The sequence below is a fragment of the Treponema bryantii genome (genome assembly GCF_900111035.1).
Taxonomy (GTDB): domain Bacteria; phylum Spirochaetota; class Spirochaetia; order Treponematales; family Treponemataceae; genus Treponema_D; species Treponema_D bryantii_C.
Genome location: NZ_FOFU01000002.1, coordinates 262147 through 288245, shown reverse-complemented (window position 1 = coordinate 288245; position 26099 = coordinate 262147). Strand labels below are relative to the sequence as shown.

At 40.2% G+C, this 26099-nt stretch carries 25 protein-coding genes; 16 read left to right on the top strand and 9 right to left on the bottom strand.

Annotated elements, in window-relative coordinates; all coding sequences use genetic code 11:
* Position 1: 1 nt before the first annotated feature.
* From BMY21_RS04610 to BMY21_RS04590, 5 genes are all read right to left on the bottom strand, one after another.
* Positions 2-739, bottom strand: a complete 738-nt coding sequence (locus BMY21_RS04610; protein ID WP_074641351.1) for a hypothetical protein — start codon at positions 737-739, stop codon at positions 2-4.
* Between the two features lie 148 nt (positions 740-887).
* Positions 888-1811: a PSP1 domain-containing protein gene (locus BMY21_RS04605; RefSeq protein WP_074641349.1), complete on the bottom strand. Its 924-nt coding sequence runs from the start codon at positions 1809-1811 to the stop codon at positions 888-890.
* Positions 1812-1834: 23 nt separating this feature from the next.
* Positions 1835-2428, bottom strand: coding sequence for a DUF327 family protein (locus BMY21_RS04600; RefSeq protein WP_074641348.1), 594 nt, complete (start codon positions 2426-2428; stop codon positions 1835-1837).
* Entirely contained in the window at positions 2429-2839 is a 411-nt protein-coding gene (locus BMY21_RS04595) for a bactofilin family protein (RefSeq protein ID WP_074641346.1), read from the bottom strand.
* A gap of 6 nt (positions 2840-2845) precedes the next feature.
* Positions 2846-3871 carry a M23 family metallopeptidase gene (locus BMY21_RS04590; protein ID WP_074641344.1) on the bottom strand — a complete coding sequence of 342 codons (1026 nt, stop codon included), beginning with the start codon at positions 3869-3871 and terminating at the stop codon, positions 2846-2848.
* Positions 3872-4268: 397 nt separating this feature from the next.
* Here BMY21_RS04590 and BMY21_RS04585 point away from each other — a divergent pair, with 397 nt between their 5' ends.
* From BMY21_RS04585 to pheS, 8 genes are all read left to right on the top strand, one after another.
* Positions 4269-5045 carry a TatD family hydrolase gene (locus BMY21_RS04585; protein ID WP_074641343.1) on the top strand — a complete coding sequence of 259 codons (777 nt, stop codon included), beginning with the start codon at positions 4269-4271 and terminating at the stop codon, positions 5043-5045.
* Positions 5045-6082 (top strand): tRNA dihydrouridine synthase DusB, encoded by a 1038-nt coding sequence (dusB, locus tag BMY21_RS04580; protein WP_177177715.1) that lies wholly within the window; start codon positions 5045-5047, stop codon positions 6080-6082. The genes BMY21_RS04585 and dusB overlap by 1 nt, the downstream gene beginning before the upstream one ends.
* A 15-nt stretch (positions 6083-6097) precedes the next feature.
* Positions 6098-7687, top strand: a complete 1590-nt coding sequence (locus tag BMY21_RS04575) for a DUF5312 family protein (protein ID WP_074641339.1) — start codon at positions 6098-6100, stop codon at positions 7685-7687.
* The gene (gene dgcA / locus BMY21_RS04570; protein ID WP_074641338.1) at positions 7680-8801 is read left to right on the top strand and encodes a diguanylate cyclase DgcA; all 1122 of its coding nucleotides are present in this window, start codon (positions 7680-7682) and stop codon (positions 8799-8801) included. Before BMY21_RS04575 ends, dgcA begins: the two co-directional genes overlap by 8 nt.
* Positions 8788-9447: a rhomboid family intramembrane serine protease gene (locus BMY21_RS04565; protein ID WP_074641336.1), complete on the top strand. Its 660-nt coding sequence runs from the start codon at positions 8788-8790 to the stop codon at positions 9445-9447. The genes dgcA and BMY21_RS04565 overlap by 14 nt, the downstream gene beginning before the upstream one ends.
* Positions 9423-10130, top strand: a complete 708-nt coding sequence (locus BMY21_RS04560; RefSeq protein WP_074641335.1) for a hypothetical protein — start codon at positions 9423-9425, stop codon at positions 10128-10130. The genes BMY21_RS04565 and BMY21_RS04560 overlap by 25 nt, the downstream gene beginning before the upstream one ends.
* 22 nt (positions 10131-10152) lie before the next feature.
* Positions 10153-10566: a hypothetical protein gene (locus BMY21_RS04555; protein WP_074641333.1), complete on the top strand. Its 414-nt coding sequence runs from the start codon at positions 10153-10155 to the stop codon at positions 10564-10566.
* Positions 10567-10690: 124 nt separating this feature from the next.
* A complete protein-coding gene (gene pheS / locus BMY21_RS04550; protein WP_074641332.1) occupies positions 10691-12247 on the top strand; it encodes a phenylalanine--tRNA ligase subunit alpha in 1557 nt (518 codons plus the stop codon).
* 132 nt (positions 12248-12379) lie between these two features.
* Here pheS and BMY21_RS04545 read toward each other — a convergent pair whose 3' ends face one another.
* From BMY21_RS04545 to BMY21_RS04530, 4 genes are all read right to left on the bottom strand, one after another.
* Entirely contained in the window at positions 12380-12973 is a 594-nt protein-coding gene (locus BMY21_RS04545; protein ID WP_074641330.1) for a TetR/AcrR family transcriptional regulator, read from the bottom strand.
* 12 nt (positions 12974-12985) lie between these two features.
* Positions 12986-14143 carry a THUMP domain-containing class I SAM-dependent RNA methyltransferase gene (locus tag BMY21_RS04540; protein ID WP_074641329.1) on the bottom strand — a complete coding sequence of 386 codons (1158 nt, stop codon included), beginning with the start codon at positions 14141-14143 and terminating at the stop codon, positions 12986-12988.
* 61 nt (positions 14144-14204) lie between these two features.
* On the bottom strand, positions 14205-15053 hold the full coding sequence (locus BMY21_RS04535) for a hypothetical protein (protein ID WP_074641327.1): 849 nt from the start codon (positions 15051-15053) through the stop codon (positions 14205-14207).
* A gap of 66 nt (positions 15054-15119) precedes the next feature.
* Positions 15120-16790 carry an endo-1,4-beta-xylanase gene (locus BMY21_RS04530; protein WP_074641325.1) on the bottom strand — a complete coding sequence of 557 codons (1671 nt, stop codon included), beginning with the start codon at positions 16788-16790 and terminating at the stop codon, positions 15120-15122.
* Positions 16791-16876: 86 nt separating this feature from the next.
* On the opposite strand from BMY21_RS04530, the gene BMY21_RS04525 reads away from it, so the two are divergent.
* The 8 genes from BMY21_RS04525 (at position 16877) to BMY21_RS04490 (ending at position 26099) form a co-directional block, all read left to right on the top strand.
* Positions 16877-17767 (top strand): lysophospholipid acyltransferase family protein, encoded by an 891-nt coding sequence (locus BMY21_RS04525; protein WP_074641323.1) that lies wholly within the window; start codon positions 16877-16879, stop codon positions 17765-17767.
* A gap of 15 nt (positions 17768-17782) precedes the next feature.
* A complete protein-coding gene (locus tag BMY21_RS04520; protein WP_074641322.1) occupies positions 17783-18514 on the top strand; it encodes an IMP cyclohydrolase in 732 nt (243 codons plus the stop codon).
* 109 nt (positions 18515-18623) lie between these two features.
* A complete protein-coding gene (locus tag BMY21_RS04515; RefSeq protein WP_074641320.1) occupies positions 18624-19748 on the top strand; it encodes a serine hydrolase domain-containing protein in 1125 nt (374 codons plus the stop codon).
* A gap of 24 nt (positions 19749-19772) precedes the next feature.
* Complete coding sequence (locus BMY21_RS04510; RefSeq protein ID WP_074641318.1) at positions 19773-20396, top strand: DUF624 domain-containing protein; 624 nt, start codon at positions 19773-19775, stop codon at positions 20394-20396.
* 118 nt (positions 20397-20514) lie between these two features.
* On the top strand, positions 20515-21690 hold the full coding sequence (locus tag BMY21_RS04505) for a phosphoribosylaminoimidazolecarboxamide formyltransferase (protein ID WP_074641316.1): 1176 nt from the start codon (positions 20515-20517) through the stop codon (positions 21688-21690).
* 45 nt (positions 21691-21735) lie between these two features.
* Positions 21736-23013 carry an O-acetylhomoserine aminocarboxypropyltransferase/cysteine synthase family protein gene (locus BMY21_RS04500; protein ID WP_074641315.1) on the top strand — a complete coding sequence of 426 codons (1278 nt, stop codon included), beginning with the start codon at positions 21736-21738 and terminating at the stop codon, positions 23011-23013.
* 138 nt (positions 23014-23151) lie between these two features.
* A complete protein-coding gene (locus BMY21_RS04495) occupies positions 23152-24294 on the top strand; it encodes a site-specific DNA-methyltransferase (RefSeq protein ID WP_074641313.1) in 1143 nt (380 codons plus the stop codon).
* A 164-nt stretch (positions 24295-24458) separates the two neighbouring features.
* Positions 24459-26099 (top strand): extracellular solute-binding protein, encoded by a 1641-nt coding sequence (locus tag BMY21_RS04490; RefSeq protein WP_074641311.1) that lies wholly within the window; start codon positions 24459-24461, stop codon positions 26097-26099.

Sequence of the window (26099 nt, the reverse complement as noted above, 5' to 3'; positions counted from 1 at the left end):
GTTATTTCTTCAACACGCAGATAACCTTGTCTGAGTCAGTGGTATAAGGAGTGCGTTTGTAATCGTTATAGAATTCACATGATGAATAGCCTACTTCTTTTGCATAAGAACGGATAGTTTCCATGCTGATAGGGCATACAAGTTCATCTTTTACTTCATCGATTACCTTGCCGCTTGCAGTCACTACATGCTGGAACAACTTGTATGAAGCCTGATCTGAATTTTTTATTACAGATGAATACAATGTTGCTCTTTGTGACTTTTTTGCAGGCAGTTCAACCTTTGTTTCAGAAAAGTCATATTTAGAAAAGTTCAAAATATCAAGCACAAGATAGCCGCCTTCAGAAAGGAGCATTCTAGAATCAAAAAGGAATTTTTTGATTAAAGTTCTGTCCTTCATGAAAATAACGCGATAGCAGAGACATGTAATGATGTTAAAGAAATTCTTGCCGAGATAACGTGCAAGATCTGCCGGGTTGAGATTAAAAATGTGTGCAGGATTTTCTTTGTTTGCCTGACGTGTGTTTACAATATTAACAAATTCTGTGAAGGAATCTGTCAGGGTAATATCATATTTCTCCTGCAATTGTTCAGTAAGTAAAGCTGGTCCACATTCCACTCCGAGGAATTTAGCGGGTACAGGAAACTCATCCCCCATAGCTGAGAAAAATTCCAGCTGATTCGGTTCAATAGGGAAAAAGTCTTCGTAATAATCTGTCCACTTCTTAATGTAAATCATAGTACATTATATTATAAATCATAATTGTGGAAATTCAAGTTAAACTATTACAAGTCGGCAATCACAGCTTGCCTCTGAGAAATTCTTTCGATAATCTTAAAATGACCTGCTGTTACAGCTCGTTTTTTAAAGGATTTTCGATTGCAGGCTAATTAATCTTCCAGCGGTTTCCGTCTCGGTAGAAGCGTTTTGCGTTTACTTCAAGGAGACGGCCGTCATCTCCAAGCATTTTTACCATAGAGGTTAGAGGATTTACTTCTGTAATGCGGAAGTCTGTTCCATCATAAGTAAGGCGTACACCTTCGTTAGGAAGACTCTTGCGGGCTTCGTTGTACCAGTCGTATTCGTAAGAAAGACAGCAGAGAAGACGGCCACACTGACCTGAAATCTTCATTGAGTTCAAAGAGAGGTTCTGGTCTTTAGCCATTTTGATTGATACAGGACGGAGTTTATCTGAAACCCCATGACAGCAGAACGGACGGCCGCAAACTCCAAGTCCACCTGTAATACGTGATTCATCGCGGACACCAATCTGACGAAGTTCAATTCTCATTTTGAAAACAGAAACAAGGTCTTTTACAAGTTCACGGAAGTCTACACGGCTGTCTGAACTGAAGAAGAACAGTGCCTTCTGCTCATCAAAAAGAAAGTGAGTTTCAACAAGCTTCATATCAAGCTTATGATTAGCAACTTTTTCCTTAAAAATAGGGAAGGCTTCTTTTTCTTTATGAATAAGTTCCTGACGGCGTTTAAGGTCTGCTTCAGAGGCCTTGCGGTCAATTGTTACTATATCTGACTGTTTAATTCCCAATGGTTTTTTAGCAGTTCCAAGAACTCTTGCCATATCTTTTCCATAGCGGGTTGGAACGATTACAAAATCACCGGCAGAAATCTGAACCTTACCTTCAGGTGCCTTTGCATAAAGGGTTTCAGAAGAGTAGTCCAATTTTATATGATAAAGGGGAAAATCAAAAACAAGATTTTCGGAAGAAGTTTCAGTAACGTCTGTATCTTCAAGAGACGAAAGATTTTCGTTCTCGTTATCTATATCTGTTTCAAAAATATCACTCATAATAATTCAGTATACCTCACGAATTATGAACTCATCAAGTCTACAATCAGACCTTTTATTTCATTTACCTGTGCAAGAATCTTAAGATTATCAGATTGATTGGAAAGTGTTTCGCGCGCAAGGGCGTCCAGTTTCTGATTGATGATTTCAACGCTTACCTTTTGTCTTGGTTTTCCTTTAGGAAGAGTATAATCAGAAAAAACAAAAAGCCTTGGGGGCTGAGCTGGTCTTCTTTTTTTAGGAGAATTGAGATTATTCACATTAAAATTATTTACGACAACAAAACGGATAAACTGACTTACGGCAGTCTTAAATCTTTCAAGGTTTTCCTGTGTCTGATTGTCTGAAAAATCGTTTCCGGCAGTTCCTACAGCATCTGCAAGGTAAACGGCGGCATCATCAATAGACATCGCCTGAACTTCCAGCGGCAGGCCTTCGGCAATAAACTGCGGCTCCTCAACTTCTTCACCTTTCAGTAATTTACCAAAATCAAGCTTCTTGGCGTTCCCAGTTTTGCGGACTTCTTCTTTTTTAGTATTACGTTTTATTGCTTCATTGGAGGCGTTCTGAACGCCAGAGTAGTAATAGTTTGATCCGAGAGAATCAATTTCTGCCATTTATAAATTAACCTTTTCTTTAATAGCCTTCGACTGAAGATATTCACCAGAGGTTTTTCCGAATTCGGCTTCATCTTTAATGGAAATGCAGTGGCCGTGAATGATAGCCGAGCCATCCACCTGAACCTTTCGGGAAATAATATCACCAATTACAGCGGCTTCAGCAAGAATCTTAACGCTTTCATTAGCCTTTATATTTCCTTTTATGATTCCACCAATAATTACAGATTTAGCAGTAAGGTTTCCGCGGATTCTGGCATTTTCACCAACAATAACATTTCCGTCAGTTTCAAGGCTGCCGTCGATATCTCCATCAACACGAATAAAGCCATTGACTTTCATATTGCCGGAAATTGCTGAGCCTTTTCCGATTATTGTGTTGATTGAAATGTCATCTGTTCGTAAAGCCATAGGAACCTATTTTGAAAAATTGATGTTGATATACTTAGCAGGATCTACTACGTCAGAACCGATATGTACCTCATAATGGAGGTGCGGTCCAGTTGAAACACCAGTATTACCGATAGTTCCGATTGTCTGTCCCTGGCTAACTGTTTCACCCTTCTTTACACGGAAAGAATTCAAGTGAGCATAGCGTGTATACATACCGTGATTATGTTTGATGATGATATAGTTACCAAAACTGTTATCAAATCCAACTGTAACAACCTGACCAGAAGCAGTTGCAAGAACTGCATCACCGGAACGCCAGGTAGAGAAGTCAAGACCTTTGTGAATATACCAGTTACCGTTGAGCGGATGGATATTTGGTCCGAATGCCATAGAGATATGGTAGTTAGGATTTTTTACAGGACAAATACTTGGAATTTCTGTAAAGAGGTTCTGCTGAGTTTTAAGCATCTTTCCAATCTGTTCAATAGGCTTTACAGCATCTTCAAGATATGATGTGAGCTCCTTTACATCGGCAACTTCTTTAAGAGAGCCCTGAGTAACTTCTGTAGAACTGAAGAGGGCAGAAAGGTCGCCGTTAGAAGCTGAAGTTTCTGAATTATTTTTTACCTGATCAATACCAAGTAAAGAAAGACTCTGTGAAAGAGATGACTGGAAACGTTTTGCAGCCTGGAACAGATTTGCATTCTCATCACGGAGTTCATCGAGACTTGCAAGAGTTGCACGATTCTGCTCTACGAGAGAAGAGATTTCCATGTTTGCTGAAATAGAACGTCTGTTATAATAGAAGAAGGAAGCAAGAACCCCGATTGTAACAAGAACTCCAAGCAGAAGTGCAAACACATTTGTCTGGAAGTTGATAACCTTACTCTGTGAGTGAGGAACAATCATGATGGTAAGCTTGCTGTCAAAAACTTTAAAAATGCGCACGAAAAAGCGGCCGACTTTGTGTGTAAATGCACCAAAGCCATGGCTAACGTTTGAGGCAACCTGCTTTTCAAATTTCTTCAAAGCTTTCTGAGTCTTCGACATATTCGTAAAATTATACCATATTAGGATAAATTAAGTCAAACGCACACTCGCATCTGATGAAAGATGAGAGATTATACTTATATTATCGGTGAATACCCCGAGTATGATGATGCATAAATGCTCCCGTGGGAAAACCCATTGGGCTGCGGGCGAGCTAGTTTTTTGTGTTAACAATCCTGCGGTTTTTCTTCGAAAAATCCTCGGATTGTTTTCGATGGCTAAGCGCCAAAACTCCTCGATGCAGCCCAATGGATTTTCCCACTCCGCATTTAAGCATCATAATTCTCAGACTCTATATAATGGGAATACCAAACCATCATTTTTATTTAAATTTGACGTTTACACATTACTATGTTATCTTTATATTATTATATCTCATCTTTAGGAAGCAAAAGCCATGAAGTTTTTTGATACTCACGCTCACATCGGGCTGATTTACGATGATCCTATTGAGCAATTGCGCGTAATACAACAGGCAAAGCAGGCAGGAGTTGCCCGCATTGTCAGCATCAATAATAGTCTCTATGATTTTAATAAGGTTTATCCGAATTTGAAGTCTATTTCGGGAATTTACCACGCTGTAGGAGTCGCTCCATCTGAAGTTACAAATCCTGGACATGACTGGATAAATACAATCGAAAAAAGTCTCTCTTTGCCTAATGTTGTTGCAGTAGGCGAGACAGGTCTGGACTATTTTAAACAGTTTGGTGATAAGAGAAGTCAGATTGAACTTTTTATTACCCAGCTTGAGATTGCACAGGCTCATAATCTGCCTGTAATTATTCATAACCGTGATGCAGGCCGCGATTTGTATGATGTTCTTACAGAACGTATGCCTGATGCTGGTGCTATTTTGCACTGTTATTCTGAGGATGCTGCTTTTGCAAAGAAGTGTCTTGATAAGAATATCTGGTTCAGTTTTGCAGGAAACCTTACATACCGCAATGCCCGCAACCTTCACGAAACAGTTATGAACATTCCTGTAGACCGCATTTTGATTGAAACTGAAAGTCCGTTTATGATTCCGGCAGAGTTCCGCGAGAAAAAGCGAACTATGCCTGCTTATCTTCCATCTACAGCACGCTTCCTTGCAGAAATGCTCGAAATGGATCTTGAGGCTCTCAGCGAGCAGTTGTGGAAGAACAGCTGTAAAGCTTTCAATCTTCCAGAATAATGGAAAATCTTTATCATCCGGTAAAAATCGGAAACGTAGAATTAAAAGGAAATCTCTTTTTAGCGCCGGTTGCTGGCTACAGTGACGCGGCGTTTCGTTCTGTCTGCATAGAAAACGGAGCGTGCTTTACCTATACCGAAATGGTAAGTGCAGAAGCTCTGGTACGCAAGAATCTGAAAACAGAAATCCTCATGCGACGTGCCTGCAACGAAAAGTCATATTCGGTTCAGATTTTCGGTGGCGAGCCGGAAATCATGGAAGAAGCAGCGCATATTGTTCTCGAGAAAACTCACTGCGAGGTTATAGACATAAACTGCGGTTGTCCTGTGCCTAAAATTATTAAAACTGGCGCAGGTTCGGCACTTACACGCGATCCGGACCGCTTGTTTAAGGTGGCTGAGGCAGTTGTGAAGGCTGCGGGTGGCCGCCCGGAAGACGGTGGCATTCCTGTTACTGTAAAAATCCGTTCTGGCTGGGAGTCTAAACAGATGACCTGGCGCGAGGCGGCAACTGCAGCGCTTGAGGCTGGTGTTAGTGCGATTACGATTCACCCGCGGACCCGCGCGCAAGGGTACGAGGGGCATTCGGATTGGAATATAATGAAAGAACTCGTGGAACTGGTAAAAGACTGGGAAACACGTGAGGGAAAAGGCCGTCATATTCCTGTGTTTGGTAGTGGAGACCTCTTTAAGCCGGAAGATGCGCGGCTTATGCTTGCTCAGACTGGTGCCGACGCGGTGATGTTTGCGCGCGGGGCAATGGGAAACCCTTTTATTTTCCGGGATGCCACAGATTTGCTGACGAAAGGAAGCTATGAGCCGGTTCCTCCCGAGGAACGTGTAAGAACTGGATTTGCCGAACTGGAGCGTCTTGTTGCAGAAACAAGCGAACAGCATGCTTGTCTTGAGATGCGCAAACGCTTTGCTGCTTATTCAAAAGGGATTTCCGGCGGTGCGGCTCTTCGTGCTCGTATTGTTCACGCCGCAACTGTAGCTGACTACAAAGATATATTTGCTAATTTTATAAATCTGGGTTAAAATATTTGCGTAAAAATGGGATTTATAAAAACTCTTTCCGAATTATTCGAATCAATATTTAAACGTTCCTCGCCTGAAGTCCAGAAAAAGCAGCAGATGAAAAAACTGGAACAGGAAGTCAGAGATTTTCAGCCAGCAATTTGCAGAAACAGTATGCTCCTTCCAAACTTTGGAGAAGCCATTTTTGCGCTTTACAAGAATACACGTCCATTAGACAATCTTTTTTCTGTTACAGTAAGTCCTAATAATATTCAGCGACAGCGTCGTTTTGAAGCTCAGCTTATTGTTACGGGGTATCCTCTTGAAGATCAGGAAGTATTGGAATCTCTTTCCTTTGAAAACCGAAAGGCAGATGTTCTCGCAGAGGATCAGAATCCGGACAGAATTTATATCCATCAGAGAAAGGAACTTGAACGGCTTATAAAGGCGCTTAATACAGATGGTTTTAAAAAGATGGATGCAGACCTTCTTCAGCTTAGACAGCTTGTAGAATTCTGCCGTTATAACTATACTCCGTTCCTTCAGGCCTTTGATACTAACTTTATTCCTGCAGATTTAATGTATAAGCCGTCTTATAAAGAAATCTCCCTTGCAACTGCACAAAACCTTCTGGAAGATCTTTATTATCAGGCTAGTGGACTTCAGATTTCAACTTCAACTGCAGAAGCTGTAATTGCCCTTGCTCAGCTTCGTAAGGGTGCAGATCTGGAAGAAAATGAAAAGAAGAATTACCTCGGAAATCTTAAGAAAATCAACTATATTCTTACACGAGTTATCAATCCTGATAAACTTAAGTCACTTATAAGACTTTGTCGTCAGGATCTTTCTTATGAGCCGGGAGTTGCAAAATATACAGGTTCTCCGCGTCAGGATTTTGCAAATATGCTTCAGGCGCGTTTTGATTCTGATGAGCAGAGAATTAAGACTGAAATTCAGGATGAAACAATTTCTGATGAAGTATCTTCTCTGTTTCCGGATATTCCTCTAGAAGAGGTTGGTTCATACAGTCAGGCTTATAACAATCTCCTGCAGACAGAAGTTTCTATGTCATTTAAATGGATTCTTCCAATGCGAATTCTTAAAACCTTCATCAAGTTCTATCTTCCGGAAGGATCAAAAGCCCTTCTTAATGATATTGTAATTGAAGGTTTCTTTAATAATCCTGCCTATAAATCAAACTTTTCTTCAATTGTATTTGCTGCCATTAATGCTGATAAGGAAATCAAAGAATTTGAGGAATCCTTTGGTCAGGATAAAAAACATAGTATTGCCGTTCTTGAAAGCTATATAAAGGATAGCAAAAAAGATAAGGACTTTTTCAAAAAGCTCGAAAAGATGGTTCAGTCTATCAATGATGATGCGCATAAAGTTTTACAGTCATTGTGTACAAATCTCAATTCGTTGAGCCGTCAGCTTGGAGAGCTCCTTGCAGATGCTAAAAAGCCTTCAAGCGAAATAATTTCAAATCTTAAGGTTTTGATGATGTCTTCACGAAACAGGGATAATACAAACTTCCTTGAGACCAACTATGCCAACTGGAATATATTTTTTGAAATTATGAAAAATTATGTTATTATAAATAGTGGTGATATAAAGCATGAATAGGAAGAAGTTCAGCGATAGTAAAGATTCGTCTCAGCAACAGGTACTGGAACAGACTATTCAGTACGAGAAGAAAATTTATGACCTTGAACAGCTCCTTGATATTGCAAAATCTTTCTGCCAGAATCTTGATTTCAGTAACCTTCTTGAATCTATTGTTTATATCTGTATGGCTCAGATGCATGTTCTTGGAGCTGAAATCTTTGTTCGTGATTTAATTACTAATGAAAACTTTATTCTTGAAACCTCAAAGGATTTTCTTTCTGATAAGAAGACAATGATTCCGGTAAACACTGCGGTTGCTGCTATTCTTAATTCAGAAAAACGTCCTCTTACATTTGAAGAACTTAAGAAAATCTGTCCAAACTGCGAGCATCTTAAAATTCTTGAAACATTGAATCCAACTCTTATAGTTCCTCTTATTCAGAAAAATCACCTTAACGGTATGCTCGTTCTGCAGGAACGTATTGCTATTGAAGATGATGCTTCTTATTCTGAATATGAGTTAAATCAGATTATGTCGATTGCCAGTCTGGCGTCGGTTGCAATCAATAATGCTGCTCTGCTGGAAATGTCATCTACAGATATGATGACTCATCTTAAGCTTAAGTATTATTTCTTCAATCTGTTAACCGAAGCTATAGATGCAGCTTTTCTTAATAATCAGCATATTGCTGTAATTATGTTTGATATTGATTTCTTTAAGAAATTTAATGATACCTACGGTCATGAATGTGGGGATTTTGTTCTGAAAAGTGTAGCTGATCTTATCCGCAAAAATCTTCGCGAATCTGATGTTGCAAGCCGATATGGTGGAGAGGAATTTACAGCCCTTTTGCTTGAAGCGGGTAAAGATGAGGCTATGGCTGTAGCCGAAAGAATCCGTTCAACAATAAATGAACATGATTTTGTATATAATGATCAGCATCTTCATGTAACAATTTCTGGTGGAGTTTCTGTTTTTGATGCTCAGACAAATCTGGTGAGTTCGCCAAATGAGTTTGTAAATCAGGCTGACCAGGGGCTCTATATGTCAAAAAATAACGGAAGGAACCGCGTAACTTACTTTGATCCAAAGTTAAAGTCTTCGCTTAAATCTGCAAATGCCAAAAAATAAGTTTTTTCTACGAAGACCATTTCCGTATACATACAGACGGTATGCTCTTTTACTCATTCTTATAAATTTTTGTGTTTTTGGTATACGTTTTGTGTATCCAAACATCGCTGAATATGTTCATTACTATGGTGCTATGAATCCAATACTGGTAGAGCAGTATCATATGTACTGGCAGTTTTTTACTTACATGTTTGTGCATCAGAATATTCAGCATGTGTTCTTTAATATGCTTGCTCTGCTTGTGTTTGGACTGGGGTTTGAAAAAGCGGTCGGCAGCCGGGAATTTTTGCTTTTCTATCTGATTTGTGGCGCTTTGAGCGGCTTTTTTTCATTCCTTGTGTACAGATTCACAGGGCAGACTATGGTATTTCTGCTTGGAGCAAGTGGCGCGGTTTATGCTGTGCTCTTTGCTTATGCGGTGTTCTTCCCACGTTCTGTGATTTTTATCTGGGGGCTGATTCCTGTTCCAGCTCCAGTTCTTGTATTCATTTATGCACTGATTGAATTGGGAAGCCAGTTTTTTGGTAATGGATCGAATGTTGCTCATATGACTCATCTGTTCGGATTCTTTGCTGCCTGGCTTTATTTTGTAATCAGAATGGGAATTCATCCTGTAAAAATATGGAAAGAAACGTACAAAAGGTAAATAAAGGATTTCTCGCTGTATTTGTTTTATGCCTGCTGTGTACAAGCCGCCTTTTTGCGCAGACTCCTTCTGTTGTGCGTAATATCCGTCTGCCGTTGTGGGCAGAACTGGATGCATATCCGGGACTGGAACTTTCCAGTGATAAGGATGAAGGCCAGTTTGATTTTCCGATTTCTCAGATGCGGAAAATGGCTCCTTTTATAGTAAACGGAATGGTCTATGGCTGGAATTTCGTTTATGTACCTTATGATAAGGCGAGAGGGGTAGAAGAGTATCTGGAAATTACAGAAATAGTTCCTGCAGATGTGATTCGCGATGGCATTACTTATGCATCTCCGTGGATTTCAAACAATAACCTGAACTGCTGGGTAGAATATACCCGAACAGATTCTCAGGTACAAAGCTACAATCTGTGGGCATCTATTCAGAATCCTGTTATTGCGGGAATAGGTTATGGTTCAGTTGAAAAAGGTTTTGAGGGCATAGAGGAGGCTGCCCGTGAGTCTTTGAAGGCTGCTATAAGAAATCATTATAGAAAAACAATAAAAAACAAACCAAAAGAGATAACTGGTTCTGTTTTAATCCGTAAGTTTCCCACTCTGGGTATAGATTCAGGACGTTATGTAATAAATCTTGATTTTTTCCTAGAATGCGGTAAAATAATTGAGTATAGTGTTTATTAAACACATCAACAGGAGTTTATATATGAAGAAGATTTTATCAATACTTGCAGTTTTTGCGGTTCTTATGGGCTCTATTTTTGCTGAGACTATTGGTGATAATCCGGATGATCCGTTCGAAAGAGACAGATTTGAAAACGAAAAACTTACGACACAGATCATTGTGCCTGAAAATCAGCATTGTACAGACAAAAATGCTACGGTAAAAATTGAATATCAGCCTATGCATGATGAACTTCGTATTTATTATGATACTCTCTATGTAACTTTTGATAAGGGAGAAGCTATGAATACAGTAATGGCTTGTCTTCAGGATTTTATAAAAGAGAATAAGTATTATAATTATAGATATATGGAGAAAGATAAGATTAAGTCTTACAAGGATGATAGAAAACAGCGTAAGACTCTCTATGCATCTCATATTAAATTAACACGCTAACCTATTCAGTATTTCTTTGAAATATGATAAACTGAAGCCGACAGAATGCTCTGTCGGCTTTTAATTTTTTAAAGGAGGTAGACCTAAAAAATTGCTTTCGCAATTTTTCTTAACGGTCTGCTATATGGAAGTAACAAACATCATAAAAAATCTTCATCCGCTTGAAATTAAGGTTTTGTTAAAGTATTCAGGACAGGATGAGCTTACATCAGAAAAACTCCAGAAGGAACTGGAATACAAGGAAGGTCATGCAAATCAGGCATTCTCATGGCTTTCTGGAAAGGAACTTCTTAAAGAAATCCGCCGTACACCACATACATTTTTTGAAATTACAGAGATGGGCCGCAAGCTCGCAGAAACTGGTACTGTAGAAGAGCGCATGGTAAACTTCCTTAAAGATAAGGGGGCTCACACAATGCCGGAAATTGCTGCAGGAATTGGTCTTGAGCAGAAAGATGTCGGTTCTGCTTTTGGTCCTCTTGTAAAAGACGGCGTTCTTAAAATGAATGCAGAAAAGAAGGTTGAATATACTGGAGCTGCTCTTCCAGAGCGCATTAAAGCAACTATGGACCTTGTAAAAAAGGCTATCGCTGCTGAAGGTGGCCTTCTTAATAAAGATGATTTAAGCGCTGCTGAAGCTTCTGCTATGGAAGGTCTTGCTAAAAAGCGCGGTGCTGCAGATTCTCCTTTCAAGATGATTGAACGCGAAACTGTATTCTACAAGCTTCAGAGCGGTTTTGAAGCTGTTCGCGATGCCCTTAAGAGTGCCGGTGTTACAGGTAACGAAATTGGTGAAATTACACCTAAGATGCTTTCTTCTGGCGAATGGAAAAACGGTACATTCCGTGGTTACAACATTGCAGTTCCACCTGCACGTATCATTCCTGGCCGCACAAACCCATATGTTCAGTTCCTTGAGTCTGTAAAAGACAAACTTTGTTCTCTTGGTTTCCAGGAGTTCGATGGTCCGCTTGTAGAAACTGAATTCTGGAACGGTGATGCTTTGTTCATGCCACAGTTCCATGCTGCACGCGATATTCACGATGTATACCGCATTAAGAATCCTACACACGCAAAGTTTATTGAAGAACCATATTTGAGCAATGTAAAGGCTGCTCACGAAACTGGTGGAAACACTGGTAGCCGTGGATGGAACTACACATTCGATAACGAGTTCACACGCCGCCTTATTCTCCGCTCACAGGGAACTGTACTTTCTGCACACCAGCTTCACAAGGCTGAAGTTCCAGGCAAATACTTTGGTATTGCACGCTGTTTCCGCTACGATAAGGTAGATGCAACTCACCTTTCTGACTTCTATCAGACTGAAGGTATTATTGCCGGAAACGACGTAACTCTCCGCGACCTTCTTGGTATGCTCAAGATGTTCGCAACAGAAATTGCCGGAGCAGAAGAAGTAAAATATGTTCCAGGTTACTTCCCGTTCACAGAGCCTTCAATCGAAGTTCATATCAAGCACCCTGTATTGGGCTGGTTCGAACTCGGTGGTTCTGGTATCTTCCGTCCAGAAGTTACTCGCGCTATGGGTCTTGATTGTCCTGTTCTTGCATGGGGTATCGGTATTGACCGTATGGCTCTTATGGCACTTGGCCTTAACGACCTCCGCGAACTCTTCTGTGAGGATATCGAGAAAGTAAGACTTAGAAAAGCTAAGTTCTAGAATAGATCCCGAAACAAGTTCGGGATGACAAAAAGGCCGTCATTGCGAGGAGCGACAGCGACGTGGCAATCTATATAATATGGATTGCTTCGCTGCGCTCGCAATGACGGCCTTATTTTATTTAACGTTATTTTAAGCTTTGAATAAATCAACTGTAGTGTTCAGTGCAGCCCGAACATCTGTAACGTCGTCTTTATTCAGAACGGCAATGCGGAAGATTGCGGATTCAAGCAGGCCGTAAAGTGTATCGTTTACATCTTTTACGTTAAGTTCCTTAAACTCTTTATTCTGAATTCCCTTAATGAGGATTGTAGTCAAAAGATGTCGCAGGCGGATAACACGGCGGCGAACACGTTCGCTTGTGTCTACACCGGATTTTTTAAGCTGCATAAGGTAATTCAAAAGAACACTGAAAAGTTTTTTATTGCTTTCGATTGAATCTGCAAGTGTTGAAAGAATTTTTCGAAGTGCATCTTCTGCAGACAGAGCTGAATCTGCCATAATCTTTTTAAGTGCAATTTCCAGTTCTGAAAGAAGCTCTTTTATACTGCCCAAAAAGATTTCATGTTTATTCTTAAAATAAATATAAAGGGTGGTACTTGTGATACCGCAGCGATCGGCAATTTTCTGGAAGGTTGCATCTTCGTAACCTTCTTCAATAAACACGTCAAGAGATTTCTGTAAAATTTCCTGTTTACGTTTGTCGTGTTCTACCACAATTGCCATTTCGCTTTCTCCTTATCGCTTATAAATGTAGAATGAAGTATCCAGATTTCCAGCTTTCAGCTTTTTAATTGCCGAGGTCTTATGTCCAAAACTTTCCTGGAAGTCTGGATTAGATGTAATTACGCCAATGTCCCAGCCTTCAAAGTCTGTCCAGAGACTGCTCATATTCTTATATAATTCACGAGCCTGTTCTTCATCACCTAGGCGTTCACCGTAAGGTGGGTTACAGAGAAGAAGTCCAGAATCATAAGGTGCTGCTAAATCTGCAAAATCAGACTGAATAAAATCCGGGCGAGGGATATGTGCACTGATATCAATTGATTTAAGTGCGCGGCCGGCCATTACGCAGGCATATTCGGCATTTTTCTTAGCGCGTTCAACGGCAGAGTTATCAATATCAGAACCTGTTATACGAACTTCTACATCTGTTCGGATTTTTGCTGCTTCTTCTGCTTTAATTTCCTGAGCACGTTTTTCGTTATAGATAGGAAGATTTTCAAGAGCAAAGCGGCGGCCAAAACCCGGTGCTACGTTGAAAGCATAAAGAGTTGCTTCAATTGCAATTGTACCTGAACCGCAGAACGGATCATGAAGCGGTGTTTTACGACGCCACATCATTTCCTGAAGGAGAGTAGCGGCAAGTGTTTCGCGGAGAGGTGCAATACCACCATCTACACGATAACCACGCTTGTGAAGAGGAAGTCCCGAAAGGTCCAGAAGAACCAGAACTTTATTTTCATCAACATAAACACGGACATTGCTTTCTTCACCGGTTTCCGGCATAGAAGCCATGTGCCATACATCTCCGAGTTTTGAATAGATAGCTTTGTGAACAATTCCCTGAATAGAGTGTTCAGAGTTGAGTTTACTCTTGTAAGAACGCACCTTGTCTACAATGACACGTGAATCCTTTCGTAAAAAATCCTGCCAGTTTACAGCGTAAGTTCCATCGTAAAGTGCATCAAAATCAAGAGCATCATATTCTGCAAGCTGAAGGTAAACACGGTCTGCTGTTCTCAGACAAAGATTTGCTTTGAATAAAGCATCGTCATCACCAAAAAAAGAAACTCTTCCCGGTGCGTTTCCATTGAGTTTATAACCTAAATGTTTAATTTCGTTGCCGAGAATTCGCTCGGCACCAACTGCGCATAATGCGACCAGAGTATTCATACTGGTCTAAATTACCATTTTTACAATTTTTGTTCAATTGTCATTTTGCGCAGCGGCGTGATTAGTATATTGATGCGGAGTAGTCGAAACCGTCTGTTCCTAATTGTGATGGCACTACAATTTTTTGTGAGCTTCCGACACCTGTAACTTTGATTGCTGTTGGTTCAGTCCAGATAACTTCTTTAATCAGTCTGTCTTCTATAGGTTTAGAATCATCATCAAAAATCATTTTTTGTCCAACAATACCGTTGATGGTTAATTCAGTGTCCAGAAATTCAGGAGGAAGAAGTCCTAAGAGTGGTAGTGTTGTTCCGCTTGCAATTGAAGGAAGCGCGAAGGTTTGAGTAGCAGTTTCGCTTTGAATAATCAACATTGGGTAGTAACTGTCTGTTATATATTCAGGAAAGTCAGGTTCAACAATTGTTCCGTTTATTTCTATAGTCTGCTTATCTTTGTTGTATTTCAGGCTGACACCAGTTGTTCTGAAAGTTAAATTATCAGATTCATAATAGCAAGAATCAAATTCAGAGGCTTTTATTTCTATAACGTCTGACCATTTTGTATAATAATATTCTCCGTCTATATTGTAACGGACTCGATAATCATAAGAATGTCCATCTTTAATAAGTTTATCAATAAAACGATAATTCTTATTATCATTTAAAAGTGCAAGAGGATGATTTAGAAGAGCAATTGTTGTAACAACATCATTTTCTTTGTCTCTTCTGTATACATTCAAATATTTAGTTTTTGAGTTTACTTTAGGAATAATAAGTGTAACCTGCTTATCTGATAAATCAACACCAGGCTTATCATACAAATTTGTATCGTCAAATTCTAATTTACAGGAAAAAAGAGTTATTCCGAGAAAAGTGATAAGAAATAAAAATATAGAAGTTCCCTTTTTCATAATACAATACCTCATTTTAATATCGGCAGAAAAAAGGAACTTCTTTAATGGAATATGGCGGTGGATTTATTCGTTTGCAGCTTCGATTACACCGTAGTAAGCAGGTTTACAGTGGAATTCTTTATCCTTAAATAAAAGAGGATATTGAGTATGGCCCTTATGCATGCCGTTAAGCCAGGTCCATTCGTCGCGTACACCCCAGAGAGTAACTCCTTCTATACCATTTTTTCCAGGCTGTTTACGGTTCTTAATGAACATTGTAAACCAGGTTTTATAGAAGTCTTTAAGGCGCATTGCATTGTATGATGCACTGCCATTTGCAACATCCATTTCTGTAATCTGAACATTGATTCCTTTTGCAAGGAAGTTTTGAACGGCTTTTTCAAAGTTTGCGGCAGAATCATTTATGCCGACATGTGTCTGCATCCCGGCTGCATCAATACGTGCATCTGGTGCTGCCTGAATTGCATCAATGATTTTGCAGATTGCTCTGTTTTTGTTTGTGGATGCACAGCCGTAGTCGTTGTAAACAAGTTTTACATCTTTTGGAGCATATTTATTTGCATAACGGAAAGCATTTACAATAAAGGTTTCGTTTTTATATACTGCAAACCAGTTGCTTGAACCTGCATCACGAAGGAAATTTGCGTCTGTAGCATTGTCTGAGGCTGCTTCATTTACAACATCCCATGCGAGAATCATATGTTCACCATTGTTGTTTTTCTTTTCCCATTCTGCAACATGCTGAAGAACTGTTTTTATATACCATTCCATGCGGGCATTCATTTCATCTGGATTCACAAGGGCAGTTTCCCCGTTACGACCAAAGTTTTTCTGGAAGAACCAGGCCGGAGTCTGACTGTGCCATACAAGAGTGTGGCCACGGAGCTTTAAGCCGAGTTTTTTCATGTCAGAAAGAATGCTGTCCATCTGCTTAAAGGTTGGAATGTCTGCTGGAACTTCGTAGAGATTTCCATCTTCTCCACGGAATTCTGTAAGTTTATTGGGTTTATTCCATCCGAATATAAAATCAGGTTTAAATTCGTTTTCCATAGTAATTACACTTGCATGCAGTGGAAGCCCCTTCTGTAAAAGAGGTTCCTTGAAGGTGTTATTATAGGAAACACAGAAGCCAAAATAATCAAAATAATCTTTCAGAACATCTTTTACACCAGTAACTTCTGTCCAGACTTCCGGTTGAGGAGCACCTTTTGTAAGACCTTCTCCATTGAGACGAAGTTTGAAGTTTTTAATGTATACAGTTGCTTCCTTGTTGAGTGTGCCCCCGGAAACATACAGCTGTCTTTTTCCGGAAAGATGGAGTGTAAGATGTTTATTTACGCTGAACCATTTTCCGTTATCTACCTTTCTGTCAAAAAGTTTTGGGAAGTTTTCTTCCAGTTCATTGATCATCCATATCACCTGAGTTTTTTTAGTAGTGTTATCATCAATGAACATTTCGCAGGAAAGCTGGATTTCAATATCTTTTCCTTCATAAGGAGATAAATCTATTGAAACAGGATTTGCACGGGAAGTATCGTGAAGTCTTACCTGTGTGACATTTTTATCTTTGCCAAACTTCCTATTGAAGAGAATCGCTTTTCCATCTTCATCAATCCGGGTAATGCTCACAGAACCATCTGAATTTTCAATAGTCTGTGGAGTTTTGTTTTTTGAGCTGCAGCCTGTAATAAGAAGCAGTGCTGCTGCAATGGTCAAAAGAGTTCGTTTCATCATATAGGTTATTATTGTATCTAAGTAATAAATAATCTATAATGGATTTTAACTATTATTTTTATAACTATTGTTTTCAAGGAAGCATTATGGGAATTATGTTGAAAGACAAATTCGGCAGTGTATTTGCTGAAATGTCTAAGCTTTCGCACGCTGCTGCGAAAATTGATGAAACAAAAGTTTATGAAGAAGCAAATCTTCAACTCAGACCTTACATGTGGAAGCTTTTGGATGAAGCATTCAATTCTGAATCAGGTTTGGGAAACATTGAAAATTTTAAGGCCTTCTATGATTCAGTTGTAAACGAAGGAAAATCTGGCCTTATTCTTATGGAGCACTACACAAATCTTGATTTACCTGGAATTCTTTATCTTCTTGAAAAGAACGGCGAAGACTGGGCAAAGGATATGTCTTCCAGAATTGTAGCTGTAGCAGGAATGAAGCTTAATGAAGCAAGTGCCGGTGTACGTGCATTTACAGAAGGCTTTACTCGTGTTGTAATTTATCCTACACGTTCATTGAATGCCGTAGAAGGAAAGGAAATTTCCGAAGAAGAAAAGGCTGCAGAAGAGCAGAGAGCCAGAAAAATTAACTTTGCTGCTATGCGTGCTATGGATGCCTGCAAAAAACGTGGTCAGATGATCCTGGTATTCCCTAGTGGTACACGTTATCGTCCTGGACAGCCGGAAACAAAACGCGGTCTTCGTGAAATTGACAGTTACCTCCGTCTTTTTGACAAGATGATTCTTGTTTCAATAAATGGAAATTGTCTGCGCATAAATCCTGAGAACCCTGAGGATATGCTTGCTGATATTCTTGAAACTGGTAAATGTACATTTACTGCCAGTCCTGTAATTGACTGTAAGGAATTCCGAAACAATATTCTCGCAAAGTTACCTGCAGATGAAGCAGATCCAAAACAGAAGACTGTTGATGCAGTTATGGAATATTTAGAAAAGCAGCACGGTGATGCTGAATAAATACTGGAGCAAAAAATGAAAGAAATTAAAAACGAATTGTCTTCTACAACTTACCCTGGAAGAGGAATTATTGCTGGTTTATCAGCTGATGGAAAATATGCAGTTTCTGCTTACTGGACAATGGGCCGCAGTGCAGGAAGCCGCAACCGTATTTTTGTTACAGAAAACGAAAATGGAACTGAGGTTGTTCGCACAAAAGCTTTTGATGAGTCTTTGATTGCTGGTGACCCAAGTCTTATCATTTATGCTGCAGTTCGTGAGCTTGGAAAAAAGACAATCGTAACAAACGGGGACCAGACAGATACAATTTTTGATGGTTTGAAAGAAGGAAAGACTTTTGAACAGTCTCTTCGCAGCCGTAAGTACGAGCACGATGCTCCAAACTATACTCCACGTATTTCTTCTTTGCTTGATCTTGAAGGCGGAGTAAACGGTGCTTATGCTTACTCACTTTCTATTCTTAAGAGTGACTGTGGTAACGGCGATAATACTCTTCGCTTTACTTACACTTACGATAATCCTCAGAAGGGTGAGGGACATTATATTCACACTTATATGGGTGATGGAAATCCTCTTCCAAGTTTTGAGGGTGAACCGGTAAAACTCAAGATTGAAGGCGACATTGAAACTCTTACAAATACAATCTGGAGTTCTTTGAACGAAGAGAATAAGGTTTCACTTTTTGTACGATTTATTGATCTTGAAACTGGTAAGTACGAAGAGCGTATTTTGAATAAGAATCTGTAATAGCCTGAAATCGAAAATCCGTAAAAAAACGAGCCGAAAGACTCGTTTTAGGATTATCGAAAGAATGGCTCAGAGGCAAGCTGTGCTTGCCGACTTTTAAGGAGACACGATGGAAAAACAAACGCGAACTCACGTTTTTTTCGTTGGTGTCTCTCTTTTTATTTTAACGTCTGCTTTATGGCTTGCTTCCTGCTCAAACATTAAAAAACAGTCGTGGAATGATTCAGAAGTTATAAATCCAAAGTACAGGGAATTTGCTGGTGCGGCGGATTCTTATCTTACAGAGTCGGGGTTCCAGGGCGCGGTGCTTATTGGGCGCGGCGACAAAATAGTGTTTGCAAAAGGGTACGGTGTTTGCGATGTGAAGGCGGCGGCCCCCGAGAAGGTGCCGATAGGCATTAACAGTACTTTTGAGGCCGGGTCTATAAGTAAGCAGATGACGGCCGCCGCGGTGATGCAGCTGGTGGAAAAGAAAAAGCTGGCGGTGGACGACAAGATTTCTAAGTTCTTTTCTGACTTCGAAGCCGGTGACAAAATTACAATTGAAATGCTTTTGAATATGCGGTCAGGGCTTACAGATCATATCAATTCTGCAGATGAGTTCTTTCCTAAAAATATTTACCGTCATATCGAAGTAAATCAGATGGCCTGCAAGCCGGTGGATAAAAATCTTGTTCTCACATATCTGAGCGAAGCACCGCTTCTTGCCGAACCGGACAGTACATATTTTTACTGCAACACAAATTATTATCTTCTTGCCTCAATAATTGAGCAGGTGAGTGGAATGTCTTACAGCGAATATATACAGAAAAATATTTTTACCCGCTGCGGAATGAATCATTCAAACCTTGAGTTTCAAAAAACAGATACCCGCGGTTATGATTATAAAGGCCGATATTACAGCATTCCCGCCGCTCTTGCCCTTGGCTGTGGAGATGTAAATTCAAATGTTACAGACCTCTTTAAATGGAATGTGCTTTTTACAAGTGGTAAAGTTGTAAAGAAAAAGACTTTTCAGAAAATGATTGATTCTGAATCTTATGGCTATGGAGTTTACCGACACGACGATTCAATTTTCCATGCCGGCGTAACAAATGTTTTCAATTCTTACGATGGCTATTATTTTGATGGAAAAGTATCTGTGATTGTTTTGTGTAATTGTCCTGTCGCAAAGATAAATGCAACTTCTGTTGCAAGAAATCTTTATAAATTGTATGAAGAAAATAATAACTAACGTTAGTTAGTAAAAGGTGATAAAATGGATTTAATAAAGAAATTTGTAAGCCTGTTATGGGTAAATATTCTCTGGTTGTTATGCTGTATTCCTGTTCTTACGGCTGGTGCTTCAACTTGTGCTGCGTTTGCAGTAACGCTTCGTCTTGCAGATGATGATGAAGAAGTTCAGTCATTCAGGGGAATTACCCGCCGCTTTTTTAAAGCGTTCCGACAGGATTTAATTCAGGGTTTTTTGATTTTACTGTTTACTGTGATTACATTTGGTCTTGGCGGATTTTTTGTTTATCTTGCCTGGGATGATGGTTTGAATCTGATTAAGATTGGTTTACTGGCTGTTTATTTTCTTGTTGTTCTTGTTTTGAATTTTTATTCTTATCCTTTGATTGCACGTTATTCAAACACTTTTATAAATACTCTCAGAAACTCAATAGCTCTTTTTGCGCAGTATGCTAATTCAAGTATTAAAGCTCTTGGAATAGTTATTGTAGAATTGCTGGTGCTTGCACTTACGTTTAAGGTGTATTTCGCAGGAATTTTGATTCTGCCGGCTTTGATTTTTTATACTATCAGCGTTCCTGCAAAAAATATTTTTGTAAAAATAGAGAATCCTGAGAGTACGGAGTCTTCTGAGTCTACCGAGGATTAGCCGGGGGCGTTGCGGGGGAGACCCCCGCTGGAAGGGGTGGCGAGCAACAAAGTGCGAGCCAGGGGAAGGCTTTCCCCTCATTTGAATTTTTATCCATTTTTCTATATTATGTTTCTCTATGAAAGAACTTGAATTGAAATACGGATGTAATCCGAATCAGAAACCTGCAAGGGTTTACATGGAAAGCGGCGATCTTCCTATCACTGTTGTAAACGGAAGACCTGGATACATCAACCTGCTGGATGCTCTCAATGGCTGGCAGCTTGTTAAGGAATTGAAGGAAGCAACTGGACTTCCTGCAGCTACTTCTTTTAAGCACGTTTCACCTGCTGGTGCTGCTGTTGGACTTCCTCTTTCAGACACTCTTAAGCAGATTTATTTTACTGACAATGTTGAACTTACTCCGCTTGCCTGTGCTTATGCCCGCGCTCGTGGTGCAGACCGCATGAGCTCTTTCGGCGATTTTATTTCTTTGAGTGACGAGTGTGATGAAGCAACTGCTCTTCTTATCAAGAAGGAAGTTTCTGATGGTATTATCGCACCGGGATACAGCGAGAAGGCTCTCGAGATTCTTAAGGCTAAGAAGAACGGTAACTACTGTGTAATTCAGATTGACCCTAATTACGTTCCAGCTGACCTTGAACGAAAACAGGTTTTCGGTGTTACTTTTGAACAGGGCCACAACTTTCTTAAGATTGACGAGCAGTCAGCTCTTTCAAACATCGTAACTAAGAACAAGAATCTCAGCGAAGATGACAAGCGCAATCTTGTAATTTCTCTCATCGTTCTTAAATATACTCAGTCTAACTCGGTTTGTTTCGTAAAGGACGGACAGGCAATTGGTATAGGGGCTGGACAGCAGAGCCGTGTTCACTGTACTCGTCTTGCTGGTCAGAAGGCTGATAACTGGTGGCTGCGTCAGTCTCCAAAGGTACTCGGACTTCAGTTCGTAGACGGAATTAAACGTGCAGACCGCGATAATACAATCGACGTTTACATTGGTGAAGAATATATGGATGTTCTTGCTGAAGGCAAATGGCAGAACTTCTTTAAGGTAAAGCCGGAAGTTTTCACTCGCGAAGAAAAAGCAGAATGGATTGCAAAGAATACAAACGTTGCAGTTGGTTCTGATGCGTTCTTCCCATTCGGAGACAACATTGAGCGTGCAAGAAAGTCTGGTGTTACATGTGTAGTTCAGCCGGGCGGAAGCGTTCGTGATGACCTTGTTATTAAGGCTGCTGATGACTACAACATGGTTATGGCATTCAACGGAATCCGTTTGTTCCATCATTAATATTATGGCAGGCTAGGCCTGCCCTTTTTATAAGGAAAATAAACTATGAAAATTGAAACAAAAGTTTTGCATTCAGGTTATAAACCAGAAAATGGTGGTCCTGGAACTATCCCAATTGTACAGAGTACAACTTACCGTTTTGACAGCTGCGATCACGTTGCTGCTCTTTTTGACAAGCCTACTGAATTTATGTATTCACGCTTTGCTAACCCAACCTGTGATGCAGTTGAAAAGAAAATTGCAGATCTTGAAGGTGGTGTTGGTTGTATGCTCACAAGCAGCGGACAGGCAGCTTCATTGCTTTCTGTGTTGAACCTCTGTTGTGCTGGAGACAGCTTTATTGCTTCTTCTTCAATTTATGGTGGAACAATCAATCTCTTTGGTTTTACTCTTAAAAAGCTTGGAATTGAATGTATCTGGGTAGATGTTGATGCAAGCTATGAAGAAATCTGTAAGGCTATTAAACCTAATACAAAATGTATTTTTGGTGAAACAATTGCAAACCCAGCACTTACAGTTTTTGATTTTGATGTTTGGGCAAAGGCTGCTCATGACAATAATCTTCCTCTTATCGTAGATAATACTTTTGCAACTCCATATTTGTGCCGTCCGTTTGAGTGGGGTGCAGATATCGTAGTTCACTCAACTACAAAATATATGGATGGTCACGCTGTACAGGGCGGCGGCTGTATCGTAGATTCAGGAAACTTCGACTGGGAAAAAGCTTACAAGGCTACAGGCAAGTTTGCTGATATGGTTGAGCCAGATGAAAGTTATCATGGACTTCGCTATGTTGGTGATTTTGGCAAGGCTGCTTATATTGTAAAAGCCCGCACACAGCTTATGCGCGACTTTGGTTGTTACCCTGCAGCACAGAGCGCATTCTATCTGAATATGGGAATTGAAACTCTTCCTGTTCGTATGCAGCGTTATTGTGAAAATGCACGCAAGGTTGCTGAGTTCTTCAAATCATCAGACAAAATTGCAAAGGTAATTTACCCTGGTCTTCCTGGAGATAAATACTATGAGCGTGCTCAGAAGTATCTTCCAAACGGAACTTGTGGTGTAATTTCTATCAGCATTAAGGGTGGCCGTGCAGCTGCAGTTCGCTTTATGGATGCTCTTAAACTGGCTTGTGATGAAGTTCATGTTGCAGATATCCGCACCTGCGTTCTTCATCCGGCTTCTGCAACTCACCGCCAGCTTACAGATGAACAGCTCGTAGCAGCTGGAATCGATGGTGGTATGGTTCGCTTCAGCTGTGGTCTCGAAAACGTAGAAGATATCATCGAAGATATCAAACTTGGCCTCGCAGCTATTTAATTAATGGGAGGGGGATGTCTCCCCCTGCGCCCGCACTTCATTGCGGGCTACCCTCTCTGCGGGGGCTCAATCGCCGCCCCCGCAACGCCCTTGCTAAATTACCTTGACCCACTAATCTAAGAAATCATATAATTAACTATGCCTATAAAACTGAGTTGGACAGATTTTCCAGAGCCTTATGATGACAATTCCCTTTTACAAAAAACTCAGTTTGACCCTCCACTTATAACAGATTCTCATCTTTTTATTGAAGGAGATAATTATCCTGTCCTGAAAAAAATGGCGGATGAATTCTCCGGCAAAATCAATCTGATTTATATAGATCCGCCTTATAATACCGGGAACGATTTTACTTATAATGATGATTTTGCTTCCGGGGAGGACAGGCATTCGGCGTGGCTAAGTTTTATGCAGCGACGTCTTGTTGCGGCTCGACCTTTACTTGCCGACACCGGCTGTATCTTTATTGCAATAGACCAGAGTGAATTATATACTCTCAAACTTCTCTGCGACCAGATTTTTGGGGAAGAAAATTTTGTAAATGATTTTATGTGGCTGCATGGCAAAGGTAAAAAAGATACCTGGTCGCGAACCTTACAGCAGCATACCCTTTGTTATGCCCGTGATAAACGAAAACTTCATGCCTTCCGTGAAGTCGAAGCCACCGGCTGGGCAACAAAAAATGTAGACGACGACCCGCGCGGTAACTGGTTTTCAGGTAGCATTTCCTTTACTGAAACCCGCTCAAATCCTAATCATAAAAACTACTATTCGATAGTTTCTCCGAGTGGAAAAGTCTGGACCCGTCAATGGCAGACAGATGAAGCTCACATGAAAGAGCTTATTGCCGACAATAGAATTTTCTGGGGCTCTGCACCAGCTTACGATAAAGTGCCTCGAGTAAAAATTTTTAATGAAGATACAACTGAGGTAATTCCTCGTAATATAATAGATTGCACCGATAGTACAAGAGCCGCACAACATCATTTAGACAATCTGCTTGGTGAAAAAGGTGCGTTTGATAATCCTAAACCGGTAAATCTGATTAAACATTTAATCGCTATAACACGGCAGCCAAAAGATGCTTTAATCATGGATTTTTTTGCAGGAAGCGGTACAACTTTTGAAGCCGTATGCGAACTTAATCAGCAGGAAAATGCATCCCGCCGTTGTATTCTTGTGCAAAAAGATGAAAATGGAATTTCAGATTTGTGCAAAAAAAGATGTCTTAAGGTTGCCGAACTTTATAAAATCAATATTGAGATTCATCGTCTGAAATAAAAAGATAAAAGATTTTCCCTAAGTCAAACTCCAATTTTTTCGGTTCAACCGAAAAAAGAAAACCATTTCGAAATTTTTCTGACTTTCAATCACAGTTTTTCAAACCTATACTTCACTCTGTAATAAAATCGAAGTCGCCTTTGGCTTCAGTTTAGGAGTAAGGTATGAAAAAAACAAAACTTATTGCATTCGCATTAGTGCTTATGGTATTGGCTTCTTCAGTTTATGCTAAACCAAAAAAGCAGGCAAAATCAAAAGGCACAGTACCTGGAACAGCAAGTACTGCTGGCTGGAAATTAAACGCAGACAAACCAATAAAATTCGACTGGTACATTAACTTTAGCTGGTTCGCTCGTCACTGGGGCGATTCTATGGTTTCAAAGTACATCACAGAAAAAACTGGTGTAGACATTAACTTCGTTGTACCTGCAGGTAACGAATCAGAAAAACTCAACTCAATGATCGCAGGTGATGCACTTCCAGACCTTATTACAATCGGCTGGTGGGAAGGACAGGTTCCTATGATGATTGATGCAGGTCTTGTTGAACCTCTCGATGAGCTTGCAAAAAAATATGATCCTTATTTCTTCAGGGTAACAAATACAGATAAGCTTGGCTGGTACAGACAGGCAGATGGTCATGTTTACGGTTATCCAAACTCATCTTATACACCGGCAGACTATAAAAAATATGCCGGAAAACTCACATCAAACGAAACCTTCCTTGTAAGAAAAGATATGTATGAAGCAATCGGTAAGCCGGATATGTCAACTCCAGAGGGATTCTTAAAAGCTCTCCGTGCAGCAAAGGCAAAGTTCCCTTCAGTAAATGGTCAGCCACTTATTCCTTTCACAACAAATGAATTCGGTGATACAGGTTGTTCACAGCTTCAGGGCTATCTTGCTCACTTCCTTGCAATTCCTCCAGAGAAAAACGGGAAGTTCGTAAACGCTGATCTTGGACTTACAGATGATCCTGAATATCTGCGATGGATGAAGACACTTCGTCAGGCACATTCTGAAGGTTTAATTGCAACAGATATGTTCGTAGACAAGAGAAGCCAGATTGAAGAGAAAGCAGCACAGGGACGTTATTTCTGTATGCTCTATCAGAACTGGGATATGCAGGCTGCACAGCATGCACTTTATTCAAGAGATCCAAACTCTGTTTATATCGCTGTTGATGGCCCAAAGAACAGCCGTGGCGATAATCCAACTCTCGCAGGAGGCGGAATTGCAGGATGGACTGTAACTTTGATTTCTAAGAACTGTAAAGATAAGGCTCGTGCAATTCAGTTCCTTTCTTACCTCATCAGTGAAGAAGGTCAGATGGATACAAACTTCGGTATCAAAGACAAGACATACGTAATCAACAGCAAAGGAATTCCTGAGCTTACACCAGAAATGAAAAAGCTTGATTCAACAGATAAGAACAAGCAGGAAACTGATGTTGGAATCATGTATACCTACTGGATGCTTATGGATACAGCATGGCAGGCACAGTGGGGAGTTGAATATGCTCCTTCTCTCGGACAGCCACAGCTTTGGACACGTCCTTATGTTCAGTCATTTGCTGCATACGATGGACTTACTCTTCCGGTTGGTTCAGAAGAACAGCTCATCTGTGAAGATATTCAGAGACGCTGGGGTAAGGTTCTTCCACAGCTTATCCGTGCAAAATCAGATGCTGAGTTTGATTCACTTGTAGCACAGTTCAACAAGTACAAGAAAGACAAAGGCGTAGACAAGGTAATTGCAGCTCAGACAAAGCTGATGAATGAAAACAAGGCAAAACTTGGAATGTAA